28 protein-coding genes are annotated in these 23933 nt (G+C 44.9%); 20 read left to right on the forward strand and 8 right to left on the reverse strand.

Translation table 11 applies throughout. The features are described from left to right. From X919_RS17015 to X919_RS0103720, 20 genes are all read left to right on the forward strand, one after another. Positions 1-318, forward strand: a 318-nt coding sequence (locus X919_RS17015) for a hypothetical protein (protein WP_036916883.1), incomplete at its 5' end; no start/stop codon positions are given. A gap of 240 nt (positions 319-558) precedes the next feature. After that, the gene (locus X919_RS0103630; protein ID WP_028899060.1) at positions 559-1086 is read left to right on the forward strand and encodes a hypothetical protein; all 528 of its coding nucleotides are present in this window, start codon (positions 559-561) and stop codon (positions 1084-1086) included. 3 nt (positions 1087-1089) lie between these two features. Continuing rightward, the gene (locus X919_RS0103635; RefSeq protein ID WP_028899061.1) at positions 1090-1446 is read left to right on the forward strand and encodes a DUF4134 family protein; all 357 of its coding nucleotides are present in this window, start codon (positions 1090-1092) and stop codon (positions 1444-1446) included. A gap of 72 nt (positions 1447-1518) precedes the next feature. Continuing rightward, positions 1519-1887 carry a DUF4134 domain-containing protein gene (locus tag X919_RS0103640; protein WP_051502404.1) on the forward strand — a complete coding sequence of 123 codons (369 nt, stop codon included), beginning with the start codon at positions 1519-1521 and terminating at the stop codon, positions 1885-1887. A 10-nt stretch (positions 1888-1897) separates the two neighbouring features. Further along, positions 1898-2194 carry a DUF4133 domain-containing protein gene (locus X919_RS0103645; protein WP_028899063.1) on the forward strand — a complete coding sequence of 99 codons (297 nt, stop codon included), beginning with the start codon at positions 1898-1900 and terminating at the stop codon, positions 2192-2194. A 33-nt stretch (positions 2195-2227) separates the two neighbouring features. Then, positions 2228-5146 carry a TraG/VirB4 family ATPase gene (locus X919_RS0103650; RefSeq protein ID WP_028899064.1) on the forward strand — a complete coding sequence of 973 codons (2919 nt, stop codon included), beginning with the start codon at positions 2228-2230 and terminating at the stop codon, positions 5144-5146. A 13-nt stretch (positions 5147-5159) separates the two neighbouring features. After that, positions 5160-7793, forward strand: a complete 2634-nt coding sequence (locus X919_RS0103655; RefSeq protein WP_028899065.1) for a hypothetical protein — start codon at positions 5160-5162, stop codon at positions 7791-7793. Between the two features lie 36 nt (positions 7794-7829). After that, positions 7830-8642: a hypothetical protein gene (locus X919_RS0103660; RefSeq protein ID WP_028899066.1), complete on the forward strand. Its 813-nt coding sequence runs from the start codon at positions 7830-7832 to the stop codon at positions 8640-8642. Further along, positions 8635-9414 carry a DUF5045 domain-containing protein gene (locus X919_RS0103665; RefSeq protein ID WP_028899067.1) on the forward strand — a complete coding sequence of 260 codons (780 nt, stop codon included), beginning with the start codon at positions 8635-8637 and terminating at the stop codon, positions 9412-9414. The genes X919_RS0103660 and X919_RS0103665 overlap by 8 nt, the downstream gene beginning before the upstream one ends. Before the next feature lie 52 nt (positions 9415-9466). Next, entirely contained in the window at positions 9467-10642 is a 1176-nt protein-coding gene (locus tag X919_RS0103670) for a hypothetical protein (protein ID WP_155949651.1), read from the forward strand. A 12-nt stretch (positions 10643-10654) separates the two neighbouring features. Further along, positions 10655-11272, forward strand: a complete 618-nt coding sequence (gene traK / locus X919_RS0103675; protein WP_028899069.1) for a conjugative transposon protein TraK — start codon at positions 10655-10657, stop codon at positions 11270-11272. A gap of 19 nt (positions 11273-11291) precedes the next feature. After that, positions 11292-11618, forward strand: coding sequence for a hypothetical protein (locus tag X919_RS0103680; protein WP_004377516.1), 327 nt, complete (start codon positions 11292-11294; stop codon positions 11616-11618). A 1-nt stretch (position 11619) separates the two neighbouring features. Then, positions 11620-12939 carry a conjugative transposon protein TraM gene (locus tag X919_RS0103685; RefSeq protein WP_028899070.1) on the forward strand — a complete coding sequence of 440 codons (1320 nt, stop codon included), beginning with the start codon at positions 11620-11622 and terminating at the stop codon, positions 12937-12939. Positions 12940-12964: 25 nt separating this feature from the next. Beyond that, entirely contained in the window at positions 12965-13816 is an 852-nt protein-coding gene (gene traN, locus X919_RS0103690; protein WP_028899071.1) for a conjugative transposon protein TraN, read from the forward strand. A 13-nt stretch (positions 13817-13829) separates the two neighbouring features. After that, complete coding sequence (locus X919_RS0103695; RefSeq protein WP_028899072.1) at positions 13830-14363, forward strand: hypothetical protein; 534 nt, start codon at positions 13830-13832, stop codon at positions 14361-14363. 168 nt (positions 14364-14531) lie between these two features. Continuing rightward, the gene (locus X919_RS0103700; RefSeq protein WP_253270076.1) at positions 14532-15149 is read left to right on the forward strand and encodes a hypothetical protein; all 618 of its coding nucleotides are present in this window, start codon (positions 14532-14534) and stop codon (positions 15147-15149) included. Between the two features lie 14 nt (positions 15150-15163). Beyond that, the gene (locus tag X919_RS0103705; RefSeq protein WP_028899074.1) at positions 15164-16501 is read left to right on the forward strand and encodes a hypothetical protein; all 1338 of its coding nucleotides are present in this window, start codon (positions 15164-15166) and stop codon (positions 16499-16501) included. Positions 16502-16534: 33 nt separating this feature from the next. Further along, entirely contained in the window at positions 16535-17386 is an 852-nt protein-coding gene (locus X919_RS0103710) for a M23 family metallopeptidase (protein ID WP_028899075.1), read from the forward strand. Further along, the gene (locus X919_RS0103715) at positions 17386-17670 is read left to right on the forward strand and encodes a hypothetical protein (protein WP_004345359.1); all 285 of its coding nucleotides are present in this window, start codon (positions 17386-17388) and stop codon (positions 17668-17670) included. Before X919_RS0103710 ends, X919_RS0103715 begins: the two co-directional genes overlap by 1 nt. A 10-nt stretch (positions 17671-17680) precedes the next feature. Further along, on the forward strand, positions 17681-19861 hold the full coding sequence (locus tag X919_RS0103720; protein WP_028899076.1) for a hypothetical protein: 2181 nt from the start codon (positions 17681-17683) through the stop codon (positions 19859-19861). Between the two features lie 142 nt (positions 19862-20003). Here the strand turns inward: X919_RS0103720 and X919_RS0103725 are convergent, their stop codons facing one another. The 8 genes from X919_RS0103725 to X919_RS0103760 all read right to left on the reverse strand — a co-directional run bounded on the left by X919_RS0103725 (position 20004) and on the right by X919_RS0103760 (position 23837). Continuing rightward, positions 20004-20453 carry a hypothetical protein gene (locus X919_RS0103725; protein WP_028899077.1) on the reverse strand — a complete coding sequence of 150 codons (450 nt, stop codon included), beginning with the start codon at positions 20451-20453 and terminating at the stop codon, positions 20004-20006. Between the two features lie 64 nt (positions 20454-20517). Next, on the reverse strand, positions 20518-20667 hold the full coding sequence (locus X919_RS16810) for a hypothetical protein (protein WP_172642708.1): 150 nt from the start codon (positions 20665-20667) through the stop codon (positions 20518-20520). A 43-nt stretch (positions 20668-20710) separates the two neighbouring features. Then, complete coding sequence (locus X919_RS0103735) at positions 20711-20956, reverse strand: hypothetical protein (RefSeq protein WP_025065676.1); 246 nt, start codon at positions 20954-20956, stop codon at positions 20711-20713. Between the two features lie 22 nt (positions 20957-20978). Continuing rightward, on the reverse strand, positions 20979-21338 hold the full coding sequence (locus X919_RS0103740) for a helix-turn-helix domain-containing protein (protein ID WP_028899078.1): 360 nt from the start codon (positions 21336-21338) through the stop codon (positions 20979-20981). Continuing rightward, positions 21335-21646, reverse strand: a complete 312-nt coding sequence (locus X919_RS0103745) for a type II toxin-antitoxin system HigB family toxin (protein WP_028899079.1) — start codon at positions 21644-21646, stop codon at positions 21335-21337. The genes X919_RS0103740 and X919_RS0103745 overlap by 4 nt, the downstream gene beginning before the upstream one ends. Positions 21647-21790: 144 nt before the next feature. Next, a complete protein-coding gene (locus tag X919_RS0103750) occupies positions 21791-23224 on the reverse strand; it encodes a class I SAM-dependent methyltransferase (protein ID WP_028899080.1) in 1434 nt (477 codons plus the stop codon). A 16-nt stretch (positions 23225-23240) separates the two neighbouring features. Further along, a complete protein-coding gene (locus X919_RS14720; protein ID WP_036916888.1) occupies positions 23241-23438 on the reverse strand; it encodes a hypothetical protein in 198 nt (65 codons plus the stop codon). A gap of 162 nt (positions 23439-23600) precedes the next feature. Then, on the reverse strand, positions 23601-23837 hold the full coding sequence (locus X919_RS0103760; protein ID WP_028899081.1) for a hypothetical protein: 237 nt from the start codon (positions 23835-23837) through the stop codon (positions 23601-23603). Between the last annotated feature and the right edge of the window lie 96 nt (positions 23838-23933).

Here is a 23933-nt window from a genome sequence, read left to right on the forward strand (position 1 = left end):
TTAAGGGAACCTAAGGCAAAGAATTGGCCGGTAAAAGTTTTCAGGAAACCGCAATCTATGATTTCGGAGGATCATGAAAAGTTTTCCGCCAATAGGGAGCATTCCGGTGTTTGCCGTGTTCCTGGCCTGCGATACCTTTGCAAAATAAAAGTCGAAGATGACTACAAGCGGATGAAAAGTGAGGTCGAAATCAGAAACGGAAATGGAAAGATAGATAAAAGTGAGTGTAAAATAAGCACCGCAGGTAAGTCAGACAGACATATTGCTCTCCATGCGTATATATGTATTGTTGTATATACGTCAATATATATACGGTAAAAGTATATAAGAATGATATAGTAATAATAAGATAAGATGAGCAGCACCCATAGACTCATCTAATTTACTCGTTTTAGCAAAAATCGGGATAGTTCATAATTTTAAAGTCCCGATTTTTAACACAAAAAGGCCGTAAAACAGCCTAAAACATTTTGAAAATGTTAATATAAGAGTTTCTTTTTTTTAAGGCTACCATTTTGATATTAAGTCATTTATTTTGTAGCCAATAAATAAAAGAATATGGGATCATTCGGTATATACGCAATCGTAGTGACATTCGTCTTTGTTATCTATTATGTAGTCATGATCTGCATGGATTTGTTCGGGCCGAAAGGTGAGAAGAAAGAAAGTGTAGAAGTCATTCACGCCGGCGCACCTGTCGACAACGCGGATGGCACACCTGCCGTTTCACCTGTCAGAATCAGTGAGACCGGTGAAGGAAAGTATCAAATAGAACGTCCCGGTGCAGAAGAACCGGAAAAATACGGGCATGAGACAGAAGAAGCGTCTTCCAATAAGAAAGGGGACGGTATGGAGACTTCTCAACTTGATCAGAAGCCTCTTACAGCTGAAGATATTGCAGCGTCCGATGCCGAGGAATTGGCCATGCAGGCAAAAGTTAAGGCCGACTCGATAAGACAAAATTTCAATAATGTTTCTCCGGACATTCAGGGAGCTGTGTATGTAGACGAGTTCGTTGAAGATTATGCTGCCGCCTACTTGAAAGGCAAGAGTGAAGATGAGCAGGCAGAACAATTAAGTTTCTAAGTTATGACGACATTCAAGTATAAAACATATTTGCTGTTACCAGCATTACTGCTGCTCACACAACCCGTCATGGCCACCTGTGGTACGACGGATTACAGTGGCAATTCAGGCCGGTTATATAATATGGTGGTATTCATCTTGACATGCTGTACAGCCGTATTGTATCTGCTTTATGCCATAGCAGCCATTTTATCCATATACAGCGCGACGAGCATCTATATCAAGATGCAAGCAGGAGAAGAAGGATTTACGAAGAGCATCATCATTTTAGTCGGCAGCTGCCTTTTCCTGCTTGGGGCCACCATCGTCCTTCCGGCTTTCTTCGGTTTTCAGTTCGGCGTGACCGACAGACTTTGGTAATTATTTTATTACATATTATTTATTTATTAATTATTTAAAAATTCAAAGACAATGAATCAGACTTTGTCAGTAATGGTAAGCGGAGCCAAGAGCTTTTGTGTCTCCGCAGGTAAGAAAATCAAGGGCGTAGTGATGGACCCCCGCTTTGTAGCGGTTATGCTGTTGCTGGTCGTTTGCACGGTAGCAGCGGATGCACAGAGCATGGACTCCGGTGCACAGGCAATCGGTAAGGCGACCGATGCGCTGAAGAAGTACATCCCTGTCGTAACGAAGCTGTGCTACGTCATAGCAGGTATCGTTGCCGTTCTTGGTACCATCTCCGTTTACATCAAGATGAACAACGAGGAGCAGGATGTCAAGAAGAGCATCATGATGATTGTCGGTGCCTGTATCTTTCTTGTGGCTGCTGCTCAGGCTTTGCCGTTGTTCTTCGGGCTCTAAGACGAAGAATATGGTGACAGTCAAAAACAACTATCCCGACTACCCGGTATTCAAGGGACTTCAAAAGCCCCTTGAATTCTTGGGCCTTCGAGGGAGATACATTGTATGGGCAGCTATTACCGTAGGTGGAGGTCTGTTATCTTTCTTAATTGGTTATGTCATCTTCAATTTTCTGATTGCATTGGCTTTGCTGACAGCTTTCCTTTCAGTAGGGGGTGTTTCCATCTTTATCAAGCAATATAAAGGTCTTCATTCTAAGAAAGCCCCGAAAGGTATCTATATATTCTGCCATTCAAGACATTATTAAAATTACCCGTTTGATAGTAAACAAAACTATTGTATGATTACCCTTATCGTCATATTGGTCTTTGCCTCCATCCTGTTGGGGATATACATTTCCATCAAGATTTTCGGAACAGGCAGTAAACGTGCCAAGGTGTTTGAGGACATCTATTTCAGTTTTGAGGACGTGAACGAGATAGGTGTAATCTACACAAAGAAAGGCGATTATTCGGCCATCCTGAAGATAGACAATCCCGTGAGGAAGTACTCTGCCGATACGGACGGTTATTACGAGTTTACTTCCCTATTGGCATCCGTACTCCAAGTGTTGGGTGAGGGGTATGCTATCCACAAACAAGACATCTTCGTCCGTAAGAACTTCAATATGTCGAGCATTGCAGGAAAGTGTGCCGATGTAAGAAAGCATTTTCTTTCCGATGCCTATTTCAAGTTCTTCAACGGCCGTCCCTATATAGATTCTGAAACCTATCTCACCATCACTCAACGTGGTCGAAATGGCGGTTTGAAGGCATATGATGCCGACAAGTGGCGCGATTTCCAAGTCAAGATACAGAAGGTCCATGACCGTCTGAAGAGTGAGGATATCAACTGTCGCTTCCTTACGGGAGACGAATGTAAAGAATATACCGAGCGTTTCTTTGCAGTTGATTTCAATAATGAGGTCGTTTCCATGAATGACTTCAAGGTGGAGTCCGAGAAAATTGGTATGGGCGATGACCAGTTGAAAATCTACAGCCTCTTGGATGTAGATGATCCCGGTCTTCCCGGCACCCTTCGCCCTTATGCCGACATCAATGTCAACAACTCCGTCATGCCGCAGGATCTGCTTTCCGACCTTAGCACACTCCCTGATGTAGACACGCTTATTTACAATCAGGTTATCTTTCTTCCCAATCAGAAGCGGGAGATTTTAAAGTTGGAGAAAAAGAAGAACCGTCACGCTTCCATTCCCAATCCGAACAATCAGATTGCCGTTGAAGACATCAATAACGTTCTTAACGAAGTTGCCCGTGACGGCAAGCAGTTTGTTTATGCACATTATAATCTTATCGTAAAGACCCCGGCAGACAAAAACTTGCAAAAGATCACCAACTGTTTGGAGAACCTTTTGGCAAGATACAGCATGCACCTGTCAAAGCGTGCCTATAACCAATTGGAGTTGTTCGTTGCCAGCTTCCCCGGCAACTGCTATGAACTCAATGCCGACTACGACCGTTTCCTGACGCTTTCCGACCCTGCACTCTGCCTCATGTATAAGGAGCGTCAACAGAAAGGGGATGACACGAACCTGAAATGTTACTACACAGACAGGCAGGGCGTACCGATGGCAGTTGACGTGTCAGGCAAGGAAGGAAAGATTAGGTATACTGACAACTCCAATTTCTTTGTACTGGGCCCTTCCGGTAGTGGTAAGAGCTTTTTCATGAATACTGTCATGCGGCAGTACTACGAGCAGGATACCGATATTGTCATTGTAGATACCGGTGACAGCTACGAAGGTCTTTGCAGCTATTTCGAGGGCATATACATCACCTATTCAAAGGAACATCCCATCTCGATGAACCCTTTTAAGATAGAGAAAGCGGAATATGAGCAGAACTTCCAAGCGAAGAAAGATTTCCTAAGGAATATAATCTTCCTTATCTTCAAAGGGAACGGCGAACCCACGAAGCTCGAAGAAACCATCATCAACCAAACCCTCATAGAATACTTCGAAGAGTATTTCAACCCATTTGAAGGCTTTACCGAAGAGCAGCGTGAAAACATGCGCCATGTCATGGAACTTGAAGATAAACGTACCGGCAAGTATGAGGAATACGAAGAGGAGCTGGAAAAACGTTACGGAGTATCTGATGATATTGACGATATAGAAGAAGATGATGATGACGATGAGAGGAAGAAACAGCGCGACCTCCGTCTCCGTGACAAGCTGCAAGCCGTCATCGACGATTCCGCCGCTACTGAAGGAGAAAAAGACAATGCGAAGAGCCAGCTGCTTCGTCGCCTTACCCCTGAACTCATAGAGAGCAAGTATCTACAGCGTATCAATAAGAAGATTGACAAGATAGAACGTCAGCGCAAGAAGATGAGAGTTACGGAACTCAACTTTAATACTTATTATGAGTTCGCCATTGAGCGTATTCCGCAAATCATGAAGCAGGATCAGGTTAAATTTGCCATCAACGAGTTTGCCACGATCCTAAAGCCGTTCTATAAGGGTGGAGAGATGGAATACACGCTCAACAACGAAATGGATTCCTCCCTGTTCAATGAGAAGTTCATCGTATTCGAGATTGACAAAATAAAAGAGAATCCCGTCCTTTTCCCTATTGTCGTGTTGATCATCATGGATGTCTTCACCCAGAAGATGCTCTTAAAGGAAGGCCGGAAATGCCTGGTCATAGAAGAAGCATGGAAAGCCATTGCCACCCCCGTCATGGCCACCTATATACAGTATCTATACAAGACAGCCCGTAAACACTGGGCCATGGTCGGCGTGGTAACGCAAGAGATACAGGACGTTACCGAGTCCAAGATTGTTAAGGAAGCCATCATCAACAACTCCGGCGTGTTCATGCTACTTGACCAGAGCAAATTCAAGGACAAGTTCGACAACATCAAGAAGACCTTGGCTCTGACCGACATCGACTGCAAGAAAATTTTCACCATCAATCGGCTGGAGAACAAGGAAGGCCGTTCCCCATTCAAGGAAGTGTTCATCAAACGTGGTCAGGAAGGCGATGTGTACGGCATTGAAGAACCGCCGGAGTGTTACATGAGTTACACGACGGAGAAGGTAGAGAAACTTGCCCTGAAACTCTACAAGAAGATTCTCCAATGTGATCATCAACACGCCATTGAAGCCTTCGTGCGTGATTGGAAACGCTCCGGAATCAAGAGTTCCTTGGAATTTGCACGGAAAGTACTGAAAGAAAGAAAAGTGTTAGACAATTAAACTCATCAATCATATGCGTCGTTTCATCGCTATCATCCTTTTGATCCTCTCGGTGACATCCATGTCAGCGCAGTCGTATCATGCCATCAACATTGATGCGAAGACTGTGGCAGCCATGACCGCCGCATATGCGATAGAGGAAGAGACAGAACGGAAGACAGCCTCTGATGTAGACTCCATCCTTGGACATTACACCAAGGCCAGCCTTTCCACAGCCGGCATCTACCTGTCAAAGTTGAAAGACAGGAACGCCATGCGTGAAGTCGGAGTTTTCGGCAGCGATGAGAACTACTATTACCAACGCATCCTCTATTTGGTGAAGGATGGCATCATGCCCAAGCTTATTGTCGTTGCAGCCAAGATGGTCAAACAACCCGACAATGCCCTCTATTGGGGGCCATACCTGTTCAAGACTACCAAGAATGTCGAGCAGCTCTGCAAGCAGTTCGAACTTGTCGTTACTAATGGAAAATTGTCGTTCAAGGATGTAACTTTCTTGGTTATCAACGAGAAGCTGCAAAAAGTCTTTGACTTGGCCCAGCTTGGCAATGTCAACTGGAAAGAACTCTTGGAGAAAGTCGGAGATTTCAACATCAAAGCAGCCAAGGAGGATATCAAGAACGACATCGGCAAACTCGGAGGTGTACTTGCCACCGCAGGGAAAGGTGCTGTGGACAGCAATATGAGGGACTTTTCCGCCATTGGCAGGATCTTTAAATCCAAGCCAAGTGAGATTTACCAATTATATCAGACTTTTCGGAGCAAATATGAAAGCATCCGCAATGCTGGAAATGTCAAGGCCATTTTGATGAGTGTCATCGGTTCGAATAGTGCAGATGCCGTTTCACGTCTGTTCCAAGTAGACAATTACAGCATCACGGGTTATGTGAGCAACTACATCAAGGAGTTGCAAGGGCAGCATTACAAGCAACGCTGGTATATCTATTCAGAGGATAAAGGGCAGAAAGTGGTTACTACCTACCATCCCTCCCATCCTTCGAATACGAACAACAGCGATCATTGGGACAACTGGCTCTATAAGGAGAATTATATGAAGACCGGTACGCCAGACTATCCCACGCTCACCACTTCTGAATACAATCAGTTGAAGGCTGCCGCAGAAAGTGCCACTGGCTGGAATCCTACACGAAAAGGTGAATATGAAAGGAACAATCCCGGCCATACAATAACCCTAAAATACGAAACAGCCTCCTACACTTATTCATATGATAAAAAGGGAGGTACTTTCAGCCATTCAAAACATTGGCGAGGCAAACACTGGACGGTTTACATGACGGTGACCGATTCTTGGAATATCAGGCACGAGGTGCATGAGGAAAATTTCGATTCAGAGTCTATGGACGAGGAGACTTTCAAGAAGCGCATGGAGAGCCAGCTGAAATACTGGAACAGCTTGGAAAGCGACAAGCCCGCCTCACAACGTGTCACATATAAGTTGGGTAACGACGCTCGCAAGTATTATACCATCGCGGATGAGAACAAAATGAAAGGCTGCAATTCTGTCGTTTTTCTGGCCAAGTGTGATGATGGTGCCACCCTTGCGGAGGGGTCGTTCAATTGGAAAGAGAATGGAAATCAGGGAAAGCACCTTGAAGACCCCAAATCGAAAAATTTCGCTTTGGACAAGACACAGGTGAGCACGAATGGGGCCAACGAGTTGCAGCAGAAAAAGAAAGGCTGTCAGGACGAGATTAAAAGCCTTGAAAATCAGATTCGCTCCATGGACAAACAGATGAGTTCGCTGATCTCCCAAATGAACCAAGCCAAGATGGCCCACGATAACAACAAGGTTGCCGTGCTCCGTGCACAATATGACACCGTCAGCAACAGCCAAGCTGCATTGAAACGTCAGCTTTCGCAGGTTCAATCCAACTTGGCACAGATAGACAACGCCATTGCGGAATACTACAAAGATCTTAATGAGGACAATGGCAGTCCTTACCGAATCAATTCCAATATGAGAGAGTTGGAGAGTCTGTTCCAACTTTCCTGGCAAGATGCCGGAGAATGGGTTAACGGCGATGGACAATACACTTTTGTCCGTCATGCCTATTGTGCACAGGTAAAGAGCCAGGTGACTTACACGGCAGTCTTGAAGCTCCAATCGAAGCCCAAGCATTTTCTCGGTATCCGCATCCATCGTGCTATATTGAGTGTCGATTACAAGCTCTCTGCCGCCTATTCAGCAGAGAATGTCATAGAGACAATGAATCTCGATATGGGCCTGTCTGAAAAAGAGCGTGCTGCGAAAGTCAACGAGCGTCAGAGACAGTTGATGGAAGACATGCCGGACTGTTCCATCACGGTGAGATACAACTATGCCAAGAATATGCCTAATGAGGAAGGTTCAGATGCCATCCATCTGCTTTGGGCAAGCGACCGATTAGATGTGGCAAGGGATGTGGAATATCAGCTTAGCGTCATCTATTCACAGTTGGTTCTTTTGGAGAAGGTTATGAATGACCGGCAGACGATCAAAGATTTCCTAACTAACCAACTGTTGAATCCCATTACGAGAAAGTCCCGTGGCACAATAGCCGAATATGCCTTAGGACGATGGACAGATGCAAGCGACAAAGCCAAAAAGGTTTCTTCAGGCCCCACTTCACAAAAGGCAAAGCCATAGGCAACAATTAAGGCATTAACATAGAAAACAGCAGACATGAACAAATGGATATACATATCGTTGATGAGCCTATGCCTTCTCTTCGTTCCAAGAGAAACCAAGGCAATAGACATTCCTACTGACCCTGCCTCTTTGGAAGCCATGATCAGTAATCACAAGACTGTTAAGGCCATGTTAGAGCTGCGTGCTCTCGCAGAGGAAGGTGTGCGTGCCTATCATAAGAAGAGTATGAAGACAATGGAAGACTATACTTCGGTTAACAAGAAGTTAGACAGATACAGGAAGTGTTTCGACATCATCGACCTCATTCTGAACGGTACTGCAACAGGCTTTCATGCTTACAACAGCTTTGGCAACTGCAAAAGAAATCTTTCCGCCTATTACAAACTCTTGGATACATATAGGAAGGAAATACTCCTGCATGGGGCTGTCTGGTCAAGCGACACCATCATCCTTAATGCCAGCCAGCGAGCCGTCGAAGGAGTCTACAAAGGCGTTTCGCAGTTAAGGAAATCTTACATCGAACTGTCCGAGCTTGTGTCGGGTGTGAGGAACTGTACCACGTCAGACTTGATGATCATTTTAGGTGACATCAACGGTTCCATTGACGAGATAGACGGCAGCATCAGGCATTCCTACATGGAATTATGGGCATATATGACCGTGAGGATGGGATTTTGGAAGAAAGAGTTCTTTATGGCAAGAACTGTCAAGGATATTGCCACTGATGCTTTGGGACGATGGCTTGGCAACTCCGTCCAGGCATTTCAATGTTTGGAGCAACACAGGTCATTCCAGCACGCCCCATTGGGTGGTGGCGGTATCATAGGAGGAAGACGCTATGACTAAATTCAAAAGAATACATATCCTGCTTAGGAATAGGATTACGCTCTTAATAGGACTGCTGGCAACAGTCCTTCCGGCTTTCAGCCAAGGTTATGTGCAAGTCACGAAAAACCATGAGGAGTACATCATGCAGCAGTTCACCACAATGGAAACCGGTGCTGGAGCCTTGACCCCACGCTATTATTACAACGCATTCCACAAGAAATACCAAAGGACGGCCAATGCAGAGAACAAGCAGATTTTCCGTCTTCACATGAAAGCCCGTGTGGCAGACGAAAAGGTCTATTCAGACAGCATTAAGGCCTTGACCTCCCGTCGTGCCAAGGTGGAAGCACAGAATATCATTGACCGCAGCCCCATGACCGATATGGCATGGACGGTCGAGAAAGGCAAGATAGAGGGAAAGTTGGACATCTTTCAGAAGAACATCAACAAAATCATGCCCTACGGCGGAACGGCAGAAGACTATCGCCAGTGGAAGAACATCTATAACTGCCTTCAGACCGCCATCAAGATTACCCGTGAGTCCTATCAGGACTTAGGACGCAGGAAAAAGGAGTACATGGCCATCTATAGGGATGTTGTCAGGCGCAATTACCAACTAACTCGTCAGTTGCTCGCTTGGAACAGCGTGAAATCCGCAAAGGAGATGCAGAAGAACAGCAAGTCTTCCCAGCGACTTTCATCTATCAACACAGTAGCTTTCGATGCGCTGAACCGTTGGAAAGTGGCAATGGCCGTTGACGGTTTTTCCAGCAAGAACTATAAAAAGTAGAAGATAATAAAGCAAGAAACAAAATATAAGCTAACAAGTAAGAAAATCAATTATGGCATTCAGTTCATTATTTTTAGCCGCACAGGGAGGACTTCAAGGGCTGTCGAGTACAATCTCCGACTTATCCCAAACCATAGGAGTAGACCTGTTCGAAGAAGACATCGACAATGTTGTCTTCCAGACCAACGAGTTTTTATGTAATCCCGACTTCATCGGCACACAGGGGCCGTTTTGGTGGATACTCCAAATGAGCATGGCATTGGGTGCCTTGTTCTCCATCATTGTAGGAGCCAGTATGGCTTACAAGATGATGGTCAAGGGAGAGCCGGTCGATGTATTCAAGATACTCAAAGTAATGGGTATCGCGCTCATCATGATTTTTTGGTATCCCCCCAGCATGACTGGTATGGGCAGTGGCAATGGCAGCATCTTGGATGCCTTAGCCTATATTCCTAACTGTATAGGAAGCTACACTCACGATCTCTATGAAGCAGAAGCCGTACAGGTCAGTGAAAAATACAACGAATTGATGCCGTTGCTGCAGAAACGCGATACGATGTATCAAAAAGCGGCAGAAGTAGAAGCAGCATCAGAAGGATTGCAAAATGATGCAAGTGTTGATGCTTTAACAAAATATACCTCTGGTAGCGATGCCGTTGAAGGTATCAAGGCTGCTGCAAGAGCCAAAAAGTCATCAGTCTTTGCCGGTCTCATCATTGGCTTTGATAAGATAGTAATGTTTCTTGCGCTGGTACTGTACCGGGTCGGCTGGTGGGCCACCATATTCTGTCAGCAGATACTGTTGGGCATGCTGACAATCTTCGGCCCTATCCAATGGGCGTTTTCCGTTCTTCCTAAATGGGAAGGAGCATGGGCCAAATGGCTCATCCGTTATCTGACAGTACACTTCTATGGAGCCATGCTCTATTTCGTAGGTTTCTATGTGCTGTTGCTGTTTGACATTGTTATCAGTGTTCAGGTAGAAAATCTTACCGCCATTACATCATCTACTGGTACAATTAACGGCTATATACAAAATGCTTTCATGACTTGTGGCTATCTCCTTGCAGCTTCCGTGGTTGCTTTGAGATGCCTGAACTTGGTTCCAGACCTTGCCGCATGGATGATCCCTGAAGGCGACACAGCCTTCTCTACCCGCAACTTTGGTGAAGGAGTGGCATCCTCCGTCAAGTCAAGTGCCATGTCCGTTATGCCTCGAATACATTAAAATGACAATGCTATGGCTGTATTAAAGAAATTAGAAAACAAGATAAAGTTGGTGCTGATTATTACCAGCCTGTTTTTGACAGGTTGTGTCGTTATCAGCCTTGGGAGTCTTTTTGTTGCCAGAGGCATGGTCGCTGATGCCCATAAGAAGATTTATGTCCTTGATGGCACTGTACCTATTCTCGTCAAGCAGACTACGATGGACGAGACTTTTGAAGTGGAAGCAAAGAGCCATGTGGAAATGTTCCATAATCTCTTCTTTACATTGGCTCCCGATGACAAGTATATTGATTATACCATCAAGAAAGCCATGTACCTTATAGACGAGTCCGGTCTTGCGCAGTACAATGCCTTGAAGGAAAAAGGCTTTTATAACAATATCATCGGAACGAGTACGATATGTAGCATTTTCTGTGACTCCATCAAGTTAGACAAACAGAAGATGGCCTTTATCTACTATGGCCGCCAGCGCATTGAGCGTCGTACAAGTATTTTGATGCGTCAACTCATCACTGCCGGAAGCCTAAGGAGGGTGCCGCGCACCGAGAACAATCCTCACGGCTTTATCATCTTTGGCTGGAGAACTCTTGTCAATAAGGATCTCTCCGAAAGTCAGAAAACCGATTTCTAACATTAAAAATTGAACATTTATGGGACTGAAGAAAATCATTATGGGCGAACCTATGCCCGACAAGAACGATCCTAAATATAAAGAGCGTTACGAAAGAGAAGTGGAAGCCGGCAAGCAGTTTGCCGACAAGAGCGGTTTGAGTTGGCTGGCCATGAAGATACAGACGGTGGCCAATCGCCATCGTGTAGGTTTCCTCGTTACCGTCTTCGGCATCGTGATAGGCTGTTTTGCTATTAACATCATTAATATGGTACGTAGCTACAATGCTTCCAAAACACACCGTTCTACCGCCGTAGAACAAGTGGATTCAGCATTACACCAAAGACGCATAATAAACAGACACTAAAATGGATGTAAAGAAAATCAATTTTAAAGACCGAAAGTATGTTTTTCCGGCTATCCTATACCCATTGGTTTTATTCGTAGGATATTTCATCATCGATGCCGTACATACCGACGTGTCCGACAACGACCCGCGTTTGGCTACAACAGATTATTTGAACTCTGATCTTCCTGCTGCCAATACTGACAGTGTATTGGGTGGCAAGTTGGACAATGCCGAGCGTGAGTACGGACAAATCAATGACCTTTCCGGTGTCGAGAATGTTGAGAATGACCGGGACTCGGTTAACAAGAAGGAGGATTACAGTTCACAATACAGTGACAGGGAGGCTGAAATGGTGCGACGGCAGCAAGAACAGCAGCAGGCACAGCGGGAAGAACAGCGCAAAATCCAAGAGATGCAAGACCGCGTCCGTCGAGGGAGGAGTCATTCTCGCGGCTCTTCTTCCGGTGACAACTTTGTAGCTCCGGTCAACGATTCCGAGATAGCCCGGATTGACCGCAGGAGACGGCAACGTGAAATGGAGAATATGAACGATGATCTTAATGGTGTCGCTTTCGGTTCCCCATCACGTCGTGGCAGATATGGCAATGAAGATGGTTATGGGGGTGATGACGAATATGGTCTACCCATAGCCGGTTCGCATAACGGTGGCAGCAACCTGTCTTATGGCAACAACGGATCTTCAGTGTCTTCCGGAACGGACAACAATGCCCGTGAGGCAGGAGAACGGCCGGAGGGAGTACCGGAAAAGGTTATCAAGAAAGTAAAGACCCCTTCCGACTATTTCAATACCATTTCCTCTTCTTCAACAGAAGAGTCCAAGCTCATCAAAGCCATCATCGACGAGGATGTGAAAGCACAGGAGGGAAGCCGTGTGCGCCTTCGCTTGTTGGATGATGTGGAAATTGGCGATATGACCGTCAAAAAAGGGACTTATCTCTATGCCCAGATGTCGGGTTTCGGGCATCAGCGAGTAAAAGGAACCGTACAAAGCATCTTCAGCAAAGAAGAGATTATCCGCGTCAGCCTTTCGATCTATGACACGGATGGTCAGGAAGGTCTTTATGTTCCATTGTCCTCCTTTAAAGAGACCGGCAAAGAAATTCTTGGTTCTGCTACGCAGGGCGGAACGAATATCGTAGACAACACCGCCTCTTCAACAGGAGTCAAGGGTTGGGCCAGCCAAGCTGTACAGAATGCCTCGCAGCAGGTAATGAATGCCGTAGGCAAAGTCATTCGCAGGAACAGGGTGAAGCTGAAGTATGGAACGCTCGTTTATCTGATAGACGGAAGCCAGCAAGAGAAGAGACAAAGAAAGTAAAACGCTAACAAGAAAGATAAAAAACATGAAAATTTTTAAGAAGAAAATTACTGCCGTCTTGGTCATGTGTACCACCATTTTAATGGGAGCACATGCCCAGAAGACCTATTCGGACATGGAGGTGCTGACTGTAAACGAGAACGTTTCTACCATTGTCACAGCTTCCGAGCCTATCCGTTTAGTGGACATTTCCACCGATTCCGTGGCAGGTGACAAGCCGTTGGACAATGTAATCCGTATAAAGCCCAAGAGCGGCAATCACAATGACGGCGATGTACTGGGTATCGTCACGATCATCACCGAGCGTTATAGGGTGCAATATGCGCTCATCTATACGCACCGCCTTCAGGAAGCCGTTTCTGATAAGGAAGTGGAACTTGTGGAACGCAATGCCTTTCATAATCCTGAAATCAGCATGTCAACAACAGACATGGCTTCCTACTGTATGAAAGTGTGGAACTCCCCTGCCAAATATCGCAGCACGTTCACAAAAAAGGATAAAATGACCATGCGTTTGAACAACATCTATGTGGTCGGTGAGTATTTCTTCATTGATTTCTCTGTGGAGAACAAGACTAACCTGCCGTTCGACATTGATGAATTACGTGTAAAGCTCCAAGACAAAAAGCAGGAGAAGTCCACCAATGTTCAGGTTATCGAGTTGAAACCGGCATTTATTCTTGACCGTTCTATAAAGTTCAGGAATGGTTACCGCAATGTGATCGTCCTGAAGAAGATGACATTCCCAAATGACAAGGTGCTTACCTTGGAGTTGTCAGAGAAGCAGATCAGCGGTCGTACCATCTTATTGAACTTGGACTATGAGGATGTACTTAGTGCCGATTCATTCGATACGCTACTTTTGAAAGAGCAATAAGAAAGGAGACATCATGAGAATCTACAAAGGTAATCATTCTTATCCCTTTGCGAGGGTTATGGCACTATGCCTGACCTGCCTGTTTGCAATGTCAGTCATGGGGCAAGGGCACGGCAACCATCTGATGGTAGGCGTGGGAGCTTCTTACCCGAAAGGTTTTGAAGCGACATTGGCCTATGAGCATGAGATGAACTATCACAACGCAATGGAGTATTTCGCGAACTACTACATTCAGTATGAGACCGACCCTGAAGCAGGTTATGTCACCAAGAAATCTTTTTGGCACAGTTACAACATTTGGAATGTCGGTTTTGCCTATAAGCCCTGCGTGACACGTGGCCGTAACCATCATGGCAACATCAGAATCGGTGTGAGTGGCGGCAGTGACTTGCACAAGTTTGTCGGTGTTGGGTCGCTTGGCTACGAACATACTTTCAATCTCTATAATGGCTGGAGTGTTTTCTTTCAGGTAAAGGAAGATGTGACGATGCGAGGCAAGGATTTATTCCGTACCGGTGGAGCCATCGGCGTTAAGATTCCATTATAAACAAAGATAGATATGAACATATACAAAATGCTTATGGCGATTATGCGTGTGATAAGACTTTCCCGCAGGATCATGTGTGTCTCTTATAGAGTACACCACCAGTCTTCACATAAGAGATTCCGTCACAAAAACAGATCAGTATGGGGACTTTCCGCATTGGTTGTTCTCATGGGTTTTAGTTCATGTGACGATTATCAGCCTGCCGACAATGCAATTCATGTAGGATATATCTTGTGTGAGAACCATAGTTGTATGGATCCGGAGACCTACTTTGCCCAAACTACCCATAAGGCCGTGGGGGTTGTTTTTGCAGAACAGACGAATGACCATCCGCTCATGGCAGTCATGCTGAAAGAACTTAATGAAGTCTTCTGTGATTCAGTTGGCCTTTCCAACGGAACGAGCGGCAACCTTACCGCTTTTGACGGCTCTGCCAATACACGAGCCATGCAGAAGAGTTATAATGCCGGGACAAAGAAAGGCAGTCCGCTGGCCATGAAGCTCTTTACTTTCCATGAAGGTGGTCAGAGCGACTTCTTACCCAGCGTTGCGGAGCAGCGTCTACTGAATGTCTCTGCCAGAAGCATCAATGCCATCATAGAAAGATTAGGTGGCACGCCGATAGCTTTAGATGGAGACTGTTGGTATTGGACTTCCACTGAAGTAAGCGAAAATAGTGGTTTACAGGCATGGCTTTGCTCCTCTGCCAATGGTGGTATCATAGAGACCCCGAAGACGGAAAGCCATAAGGCACGTGCAATCGTTAAAATAAAATATTCTAACTAAAAATAAAGAAGATTATGGGCTGGATGAAAGAACTGGGTAAAGCAGCTGCCAAAGTCGCAGAAAAGCCGCTTGCCAAGGTAGGAGTTAAGTTTGCAGAGAAATCAGCGGAAAGTGCGGAGAAATCTGTCGGTCGGGCTTTGGCCAATGCTGCAATGAAAGAAGGACGTTATGCCAGCAAGGCCAACTATACCAAGTGGATAGAGTCCATGGGAGGCAAGGTTTCCAAGGTGGAGTCAGGTTTCAAGAGTTGGGAAAAGAGCCTGCCTAAATTCAAGACCGGTTTCAAATCGACTGAACATATCGGAGCCAAAACCGCCCAAAAGGCAGAACGGATTTTGGTTGATGGTACCAAGGCAACCGGACAAGGTGTTGTCCATTCTACAAAAGCAGCTGAAAAGGTTGCTGAAGAGACCGCGAAAAAGGCAGCCCTTATCAATAAGGAGACACTTAAGAATGCGGCAAAGATTGGTTGGCGCGAAGGTGGAAAAGTAATCAACAAGACAGCCGGATGGGCTGGACAATATGCAAAATATTCGGCAAACCATCCAGTGGCAAGCCTTATTCTTTCTTCCATTGTCTACCGTCAGCTGACAGGGCGCACCCTGCTACCGGACATGATGAAGTCCTTAGGCGGTGAGGATGCTGCCAAAAAAGGTCTTGTCGGTGTTCTTGGAGAAACGACATTGGGCAAGAAAGTGGACGGTCGAGGAAACGAGGTCGGCATGGTCGCAAATCTGACGGATGTTCTTTTCGGTGATGGCACTTATGGGAAGGTCAGTTCCGGTGTCGGTTCCGTTGCAGGTGAAGCTGCCGGATTGTATCAAGGCGTTAAAGGTGGCGTTTCCTCTGTCTTGGGTGAAGGGGCTAATCTCTACGAGACAGGCAAAGAGCAGATTGGTCAGTATTTTTCGGGTAATGGTATGGTATCTAACGGCAATGGAGGTTACTATGATCCCACGACTCCACAATATCCGTCGACTGCCCAGATGATGGGTTCGGGTATGACACAAGGCGTTCCACAACAAGGAGGACTTACTGGTACGATGGTGAACGGCGTACATTCCATTGCCAATGAGCTTACGGGAGGCAATGTCTCAAAGATGAATTTAGCATCCTTGGCACTTTCCTCTTACATGATGTTCGGGCCTTTTGGTTGGCTTGGCAAGATGGCCAGTCTGATGTTGGGCGGTATGACCATGCGCAACATCAACCATCGACAATCGGAGAGCCAGCCTATGCAGCAGATGCAACGTTATGCTGCCGCACCAGCAGTATCAGCTGGACAGTCTGTATCACAGGTAGATTTTCCTGTATCGGAAGAGCCGGTGGTGCGACGCTCCCGTGGAATATGAAGTTAAGAATCAACAAGCTAACAAGTATAATATATGGACACAACAGATTATAAGGACATGCTCCTGGAGTCCGCAAGCGGCTTCATGATGCCTTTTGCTTTAGACGAAAAAGAAGAGTTGAATATCATCCTCCCTTTCGGTGAACAGACCCATCCCAAGACGGGAGAGAAGTTTCAGCACCAAGGTGTTGATTATGCCGTCAAGGACAGACCCTTGTATGCCATCGCAAGCGGCATGGTCATCGGTGCCGGGCATGATGCAGTTCACGAAAACTATATCATCGCCAGATACGGCAAATACGAGGTTACCTATGGACACATTTCCGAGGCCTACACCCCTTATGGCACGAATGTAAAGGCCGGGCAAGAGATTGCCCATGCCGGTGAGTTCCTGCACATGGGAGTCCGATTTAACGGTAAGGAGCTTGACCCTGACAATTTTATTGCTATGATTTGGGCAAACATACAGCAGTTGGCTGCCATGGGTATTACCCATCAGCCTACAGCCGAAGTCCTGGGGGACAAGAAGATTGTCACCAAGTATGACGATTGTCAGGATGAGATCATGGCATTGATGCTCCGTTGGCTGCCCACTTACATGAATGAACTTCGTACAAAGGCCTATACGCCTTCTAAAAAGATGGAAGCATCGCTGAAGAATATCCTCTCGAAAGCTGCCGACAAGAACTACTTTTACGAGACGCTTCCCAACTTGGGCAATCCTTTAGGATTATCCGGGCGTAGTGCCCCTTTGGTAGAGAAGATTCAGGAAATCTTGATAGAGGACTTTCTTGGATTCTTGGCCGTCCGTCAAGGTATCTATCCCCAGTCGTGGGACGAGTCTCAAAAAAAAAACTTTCTGAAGAAGCTGCCGCCAACGGCTTGATGGAGGATCCTTTGCAAAATCTTGAAATAGACATTCATAGTTACGACATCAGCCGCGAGGCATCCATCTACTTCGACACGACGGGGACTCGCTGTTGGACGAAGGCATGGTTCAATGGCAGGGAGAAAGGAGAGAAATCAATAGAGATCACTCGCCAGCTGGCAGTAAAGTTCATCAATGACGAAATCTTGTTGGATGATTGGCTCGCACGTTTCTATCCCAAACAGATGAACGTCTGCCACAAGGCTATTGAGCAGGCACGCAAACAGTTATTAGGTATATAAAAACCATCGCATGGCACGTAATAATCAACATTTCGGAGAGTTGGAGTATTGTTTTAACCAATATTTCAGCAAGTATTGTGCTCCTGTCATCACCAAGGATTATAGGTATTACCATCGTAAGCAGACAGAAGAATTCAACAAGGCCTATAATGAAGTGCCGGCTAATATCGGTGCCGGATCCGTCATGCAGGGAATGATACGTGTGCAGACTGCGAATGTAATGGCTGCATCATCAGGAAAATGGAGCACAAAGAATCTTGACGACTTCATAAATGGTGTCATAAACAAGATTGTCTCCAGCAAGAACTTCCAAAAGGACTGGGAAAACTTGATAGACAGGTATCGGGAATCTCTTATCGCCAAGTTAGGAATAAAAGGCTACATAAGAGTTGAGGAGGAGTTGGAAAAGGTGGAAAAACGGAAATTCGTCGATCCCGCAGTCCACTATGGACAGATTCGCTTTATGGAGCTGCTCAAAGAGCATTTGGCCAGAACCGATATGCCCAAGTCCTCTTTGGAATATATCCTGAAAGAGGGTGCAAACAGTTCTATTATGATGACATTGGCTGGTAGATTCATGCGTGGTCGCGACCTCTCGCCTGCAGAAGAAGAGAATCGTGAGCTGGGCAATAAACTCTATAAGCCGTCAAAAGTGGAGAAAGCCGGGGCTTTTGCCTTGGGAGCTATTATGGACGCACCGGCATCGGATGTTGTCGGTTCTGTAGCTGCCGTACCATTGAAAGCCACTGCCAAGAGAGTAGCTGGATATGCTCTGAAAGGAGGTGCGGTAAAATTTGGAGGTTGGCTGGGAGAAAAGGCCGCTTACAAAGCAGCTACTAAAGCTTCCTATGTAAAAAGACTGATTTCAGGTGCAGCTGTCGATGCCGGATTCAACTATTGGGCATCTTCCAAAATCAGCCTTGATGCAGCCAAGAAACAATACAGTAAAGTGGTTTTCGGCAATGAGGATACATTGGAAAAATACCAAAAAGGTGCATTGGGATACAGGAAGACCGGCACCGAATACATTTCCAATGTAAATGATGGCTTGGGTAAAAAGATCAAGGTCGCCCCAATACGTCCTCATGTGAGTGATTCTGTCACCCATAAAGATTCCGGTCGGTTGTTGACCGCAGCAAATGGCAATTCAAGAAAACTTTTGAAGACCATTACCACCGCATTAAGTCGTCAGGCTCTTCCTTACGACAGCCATGCACCCATACAGGCTTGGATGCTAAACAAAACCGCCAAACAATGTCGTGCTTTTGCCACCTCGTTTTTTTCCATTGCCAAGCAGATGTCGACACAAGGTTTGCCAGTCTGGAATCTGAATGGCAGAAATATGACACTTATACAAGTATCACAGCGTGCCGGGGATTATGCAAGAGCTGCTGTTCAGATAGACAAGATAAACGCCGAGAAGCAGGCGGCAAGAATGGGGGTATATAATCGGAACCATCAGGAATCAAGACTGGATAGGAAAAGTAATGAAGTGACTAAGGCATATACTTCAGAACCATTAAACACCCAACATTATCAAAACATGGACATGGGGACGCAACAAATAAAAAGTCCAATGTCAGAGACTTCTCCTTATTCCAATATGCTCCAGACATCAGGATGGGGTAAATATTTGGATAATGCAGAGTTGAATGGATTTAGCGATGTGACAAAGAACCTCGGCTATGTCTTTGCAATGCTTCCTGATATGCTTATCGGTATGTTTACAGGGAAATCCTCTTCTTTCACCATAGGGAACAACATACTACCTTTAGCAGCTATTGCCGCTGGAATGTTCAGCCATAATCCCCTATTAAAACTTATGCTGATGGGGTTTGGAGGTGTTAACCTCTTGAACAATGCTGGCCACGAAGCCTTAGGATCGTCCTCTCCTAAAATCACTCCAAGAAACTACAAGCAATATGCCGATGAACCTCTCAATCCAAGATTAAATAATGTTTTTATGAGAGGCCGTTCTTTGATTGCAGATATAGACAATCGACCTGTTGTCATTAACATTTCTGACACGGCTGTCGACGCATATGAGAAAAAAGCCATACCTTTAAACACGTTAGCAAATGCCGTATTAAGGAAGTATGACGAGAACAGATCTGTGGTTTCAAACACTTATGATAAGAGTTTGGCAGCGTTAGAGAGTCAGGAACAACAGCGTAGTTATGGATTGAAATAGATTTTGTTTACAATATTACTTGTTAGCGGCCCCTGCTGGCGTAGTTAGTTGCGTCGGTGGGGGCTTTATTTATATATATAAAGTAAATTGAATATGAGGTTCTGTTTTACAACCATATATGGAAGCTTACAAGTAGAACTGTTTATTTATAATCTACCTTTAAAGTCTGTTCACTTAGATTTAGTTGAACTTTTGGAGCAACTTCTTCATAGGTTGTGTTTGCTTTTACAAGTCTCTCCAATTCTTCGAAAGAAGTTTTTCGTCTAACAATCCAATTTCCTATACCCGCAGCTGTTCTTGGCTCAAGCAATTCCCATCCTTGCACCTCTAAGTATGCCAGTCCTTCCATCATATTCCTGACAATAACATATTTACCTTCACTATTCTTCAAGATACTTGGACGTTGCTGACCATTTTCTCCTGGTGATATTAAAATAACAAAGCAAGGCTCTCCTGTAGCTTTATTTGCCCATCTTACCTCAATCGAAGCATAAATATAGTAATTTTGTAAAACCTTAGAGTTCGTCTGTGCCTCGCTTGGAATTGCCAAACATATCATCATTACTATAAGAAATAATTTCAGCTTCTTCATCGTGTTGTATATAAAAAGTTATGAGTACGCCGATTAAAGCGTACCCACGGGTTAATACTTATCGTTAAAACAATTTCTTGTGATTGTCGTGTGACCATCCCATAGCATCCTTGTAGTTGCTATTCTTCTTTCCGCCTTTTCGACGGGTATCACCACCCACAATAGCTTTCAATCCTGCTCCCAATATCAAAGCCGATGTGACTAATTCTAACATAGTATGTTTCCTTTCTTTTTATTTGAGTTTCACTTATTTTTGTCTATACTTTAAGTCCTTCTGACCGTTCCGTCTCCAATTCCAATTTCGCCTCCGGGTTTAACGCCAACAGCATTTGTATTCTGTCTTGCAGTCTCCCGATGGTCTTTCGGATATCAACCACATTGTCTTCAGGTATTTCTTTGAGTTCACGGATAATCTCCATGTATGAGTTTATCTGTCCCATCGTATATGTGACGGACAATGTGTTCTCAATATGTTCTCTGTCAACTTCAATTTCAAATGCCATAATCGTTCTTCCGTTTTATTGGTTATAAACTTAGCATTGCTTCAGGCATGATGTCAAGCACCCTGCAGATCTCTCCTGCCGTGGCCAAAGTCGGTTCACTCTTTCCCTGGGTGAAGTCGCTTATTCTGCTGGTGCTTAGTCCTACGGCCTGGGACAGATCTTTTTGTGTCATTCCCTTAGCTTTCAGCCCTTGCTTTATGACTTCTGCAAGCGTGAGTTTCTCTATTGGGTGATACCTTTTCTCGTATTCTTCCACAAAAGTACTCATGATAGACAGCTCTATGCTCTCTGGTGATGTCGGCAGCGTCGTATCAGTGACAACCTCCAACAGTTCCTCCACCCGTCTTTGGGCATACTTATATTGAGCCTCTGATATTTTCATATAGTTCTTTTTACATCCCTCTCATAAAGAAGTGCCTCCCAGTCAGAAGCGGATCCCACAAACCGCACATACACACATCCTGTATCGAAATATATCGAGGCGGCTACCTTGTATTTTCCTTCGCCAATGCTGAAGACATATAAGTCTTTCTCCCTTACAGTATCACCGAAGTCTACCAGTATTTGGGCAAAACTCCTGTAATCCCTGTTCCTTATGGTGTAGTACCACTGTTGCAAAGGTATCTTTGCTTGCTCATGTTGTGGTAGTCCATAGAAGTCCTTAATCTTCTTTTGTGAGATAATTCTCATTAATGACCTGTCTTTATCTGTTACAAAGATATGAAGATATTCCTAAACTACAAAATAAAAGAGCAATAAAATACCGCAAGACAGAATGTTTTTTGTATTCAGGGAGATTGCAGGTTGCCCTTGCAACCTCCCTAATATTCATGTTTATGCAGATTTCTTCTTTGGAAGCACCCATCCCCGCTGTTTTGCCACTTCACGGTTGAACATCATCCACACCTCTTCATCTTTAAACTCAAAGTGCATTGTTCCTTTCTTAAAGCCCTTACACTTGAAGAACCCCCACTCAAACGTCTTTCCCCATTCCAAGTTGTTATCTCGTACAAAACGGTCAAGGCTTCCAATGCTGTCGTAGTTCCTACCCGTAATGAAGCAGAGAGCCTTACAAACGTCCTCCATTCTGTTTGCCATCCCTCCATATCCAAGATAGAGATAGTCTCTCGGCCATTTAGGATCATAGGAAGTCATGTATGGAACGATAAACTTACGGTTGACCATATAGTTTGCGTTTGTCTTCCATTTCTCCCCGGCAGTGGAATTCTCGTCAGAGAAAGAGCAAATCAGGTCGAATGCTTCGAGTAACGCCGTGTTCATCCGCTGCCCCGTCGTCTGGATTACCATGTTCAGCACCTGATAAATGTTGTGCATGGTAAAGGGGACGTATGTCTGCTGCTCCACGAACTTGTTTATCTGTTCCCGTAATTTCTGCGTGGCATACTTTTCCATATTCAGCTTCCCGAATATCCGCCTCCAATAATACTTCTGCAACTCTTTTTTGTATTGCTGTCGGCTGATACGGACAACGCTATTGGAAGCATCTACCACGGCAAACCTTACTGGGAGATACCCGTCACTCTTTCCACCGAAACATGCTACGGAGTTGATTTTCTCCGCTGCAGCCATCGTCTCGTCGAAAAGCCTTACAGCTGAAATATAGCGGTTTACCATGTCACGCACCACATTATATTGCACCAGCCCTTCCGTCTCGTTAGCATCGAGCGAGTCCTTTTCGTTGGAAAACATATAATCGTCAAACTCGTCTTGCCCCTCACCCTCTTTATACAGCTTTATCAAGCTAACATGTACATCCGTCCTGCGCTCCGCGTCGTCAAACACTCTGCCCAAGAACTCCTTGCACCCATAAAGCTCAATCGTCTCTATCAATTTCTCTTTGGTGGCGTTCCGTTCCCAGCCTTGATTTACGCTTTCGCTGTTACACAAGGCAATGATGGTGCATCCTGCCGGAGCAATCTCAAACGCATGAAGGATATGTTTTGCTCCTTCTGAAAAGGGAGGGTTCATTACGATATAGTCCACATGACTAATTTGTTCTGAAGAAACGGTCAGGAAGTCATCCGCTATAATATCGCACTTGCCATTCAAAAGTTTTTTGATGTTAGTGTCCTTTTCGCAAGCAATCACCTTTCCGGCTCCGTTCTTTTTGAGCCAGTCAACAATATTGCCTTTCCCTGCTGATGGTTCAAGGATAGTCTTGCCGACAAAATCCTCACTCATCATCATCGTGTTTATAACCTCGTCGGGAGTCGGGTAGAAGTCTGCGTTATTTGTAAAAATGTTCATCTTGTCTTATTTTAAATTATTCGTTTATCAATTCTCCGTTCTCGCCAATCCAAAGCATTGCCCCCTCACCGTTCCAGTAGAAGTCGAACGCCCTGTTCAGAGGGTTGTATATACCCTCGACAATAGTTCCCTCTTTGAGTCCCTTAATCTCGGCCAAATACCATTTGCCCGCTTCGGTAACAACCTTTACCCTTGCTTTTGCCTTGTAGCTCATCTTCTTCTGTATGTTTCAAAGTTATACATATTTTCATCACAATGTGGGCAGTAGAAAGGATAATCCAAAATCCTCTCATATTGTACTGCATGACCGCATTTCACACAATAGCGATACGTCCGCTTCTTAGGATTTGCTTGTTTCATAATCTTCTATGTAGAATTAAACGGTAAAGTCATTTACGAACTGTCGTTCAATCATGACTTCAAAGTCCCTATTGTTGCATGAAGTCTGTCTCCACTGTCTAAGCTGTTTAACATCCTCTTCGGTTAATGAAAGAAAATCTACCATCTTACGGATAGTCTCCTCCAAATTCTCACCAATGTAAACAAGTTTCCTTGTCTCGACAGTGTGCCAAGCATCTGTCTGATAAACCAAAAAAATAAGTTTCTTTTCCATTTTCTAATTGTTTTTTGAAGTTGTTATTTATTCTGGGCATCCCGATTCTCAACCTTTTTATAGTTTTTTCGTTTCTTCGACCCGAACTTTTTTTTA

Origin of the sequence: Prevotella sp. HJM029, from assembly GCF_000599605.1 — a bacterium.
In the GTDB taxonomy this organism is placed as follows: Bacteria; Bacteroidota; Bacteroidia; order Bacteroidales; family Bacteroidaceae; genus Prevotella.

Excerpts from the sequence above, each read along its gene's own strand:
- X919_RS0103660 (WP_028899066.1), top strand. The coding sequence starts at position 7,830 with ATGAACAAATGGATATACATATCGTTGATGAGCCTATGCCTTCTCTTC.
- X919_RS0103735 (WP_025065676.1), bottom strand. The coding sequence starts at position 20,956 with ATGGCATTTGAAATTGAAGTTGACAGAGAACATATTGAGAACACATTG.
- X919_RS0103700 (WP_253270076.1), top strand. The coding sequence starts at position 14,532 with ATGGGTTTTAGTTCATGTGACGATTATCAGCCTGCCGACAATGCAATT.
- X919_RS0103655 (WP_028899065.1), top strand. The coding sequence starts at position 5,160 with ATGCGTCGTTTCATCGCTATCATCCTTTTGATCCTCTCGGTGACATCC.
- X919_RS0103635 (WP_028899061.1), top strand. The coding sequence starts at position 1,090 with ATGACGACATTCAAGTATAAAACATATTTGCTGTTACCAGCATTACTG.
- X919_RS16810 (WP_172642708.1), bottom strand. The coding sequence starts at position 20,667 with ATGTTAGAATTAGTCACATCGGCTTTGATATTGGGAGCAGGATTGAAA.
- X919_RS0103630 (WP_028899060.1), top strand. The coding sequence starts at position 559 with ATGGGATCATTCGGTATATACGCAATCGTAGTGACATTCGTCTTTGTT.
- traN (WP_028899071.1), top strand. The coding sequence starts at position 12,965 with ATGAAAATTTTTAAGAAGAAAATTACTGCCGTCTTGGTCATGTGTACC.
- X919_RS0103720 (WP_028899076.1), top strand. The coding sequence starts at position 17,681 with ATGGCACGTAATAATCAACATTTCGGAGAGTTGGAGTATTGTTTTAAC.
- X919_RS0103640 (WP_051502404.1), top strand. The coding sequence starts at position 1,519 with ATGGTAAGCGGAGCCAAGAGCTTTTGTGTCTCCGCAGGTAAGAAAATC.
- X919_RS0103725 (WP_028899077.1), bottom strand. The coding sequence starts at position 20,453 with ATGAAGAAGCTGAAATTATTTCTTATAGTAATGATGATATGTTTGGCA.
- X919_RS0103680 (WP_004377516.1), top strand. The coding sequence starts at position 11,292 with ATGGGACTGAAGAAAATCATTATGGGCGAACCTATGCCCGACAAGAAC.
- X919_RS0103710 (WP_028899075.1), top strand. The coding sequence starts at position 16,535 with ATGGACACAACAGATTATAAGGACATGCTCCTGGAGTCCGCAAGCGGC.
- X919_RS0103650 (WP_028899064.1), top strand. The coding sequence starts at position 2,228 with ATGATTACCCTTATCGTCATATTGGTCTTTGCCTCCATCCTGTTGGGG.
- X919_RS14720 (WP_036916888.1), bottom strand. The coding sequence starts at position 23,438 with ATGAGCTACAAGGCAAAAGCAAGGGTAAAGGTTGTTACCGAAGCGGGC.
- X919_RS0103670 (WP_155949651.1), top strand. The coding sequence starts at position 9,467 with ATGGCATTCAGTTCATTATTTTTAGCCGCACAGGGAGGACTTCAAGGG.
- X919_RS0103645 (WP_028899063.1), top strand. The coding sequence starts at position 1,898 with ATGGTGACAGTCAAAAACAACTATCCCGACTACCCGGTATTCAAGGGA.
- X919_RS0103760 (WP_028899081.1), bottom strand. The coding sequence starts at position 23,837 with ATGGAAAAGAAACTTATTTTTTTGGTTTATCAGACAGATGCTTGGCAC.
- X919_RS0103665 (WP_028899067.1), top strand. The coding sequence starts at position 8,635 with ATGACTAAATTCAAAAGAATACATATCCTGCTTAGGAATAGGATTACG.
- X919_RS0103750 (WP_028899080.1), bottom strand. The coding sequence starts at position 23,224 with ATGAACATTTTTACAAATAACGCAGACTTCTACCCGACTCCCGACGAG.
- X919_RS0103705 (WP_028899074.1), top strand. The coding sequence starts at position 15,164 with ATGGGCTGGATGAAAGAACTGGGTAAAGCAGCTGCCAAAGTCGCAGAA.
- traK (WP_028899069.1), top strand. The coding sequence starts at position 10,655 with ATGGCTGTATTAAAGAAATTAGAAAACAAGATAAAGTTGGTGCTGATT.
- X919_RS0103715 (WP_004345359.1), top strand. The coding sequence starts at position 17,386 with ATGGAGGATCCTTTGCAAAATCTTGAAATAGACATTCATAGTTACGAC.
- X919_RS0103740 (WP_028899078.1), bottom strand. The coding sequence starts at position 21,338 with ATGAAAATATCAGAGGCTCAATATAAGTATGCCCAAAGACGGGTGGAG.
- X919_RS0103745 (WP_028899079.1), bottom strand. The coding sequence starts at position 21,646 with ATGAGAATTATCTCACAAAAGAAGATTAAGGACTTCTATGGACTACCA.
- X919_RS0103695 (WP_028899072.1), top strand. The coding sequence starts at position 13,830 with ATGAGAATCTACAAAGGTAATCATTCTTATCCCTTTGCGAGGGTTATG.
- X919_RS0103685 (WP_028899070.1), top strand. The coding sequence starts at position 11,620 with ATGGATGTAAAGAAAATCAATTTTAAAGACCGAAAGTATGTTTTTCCG.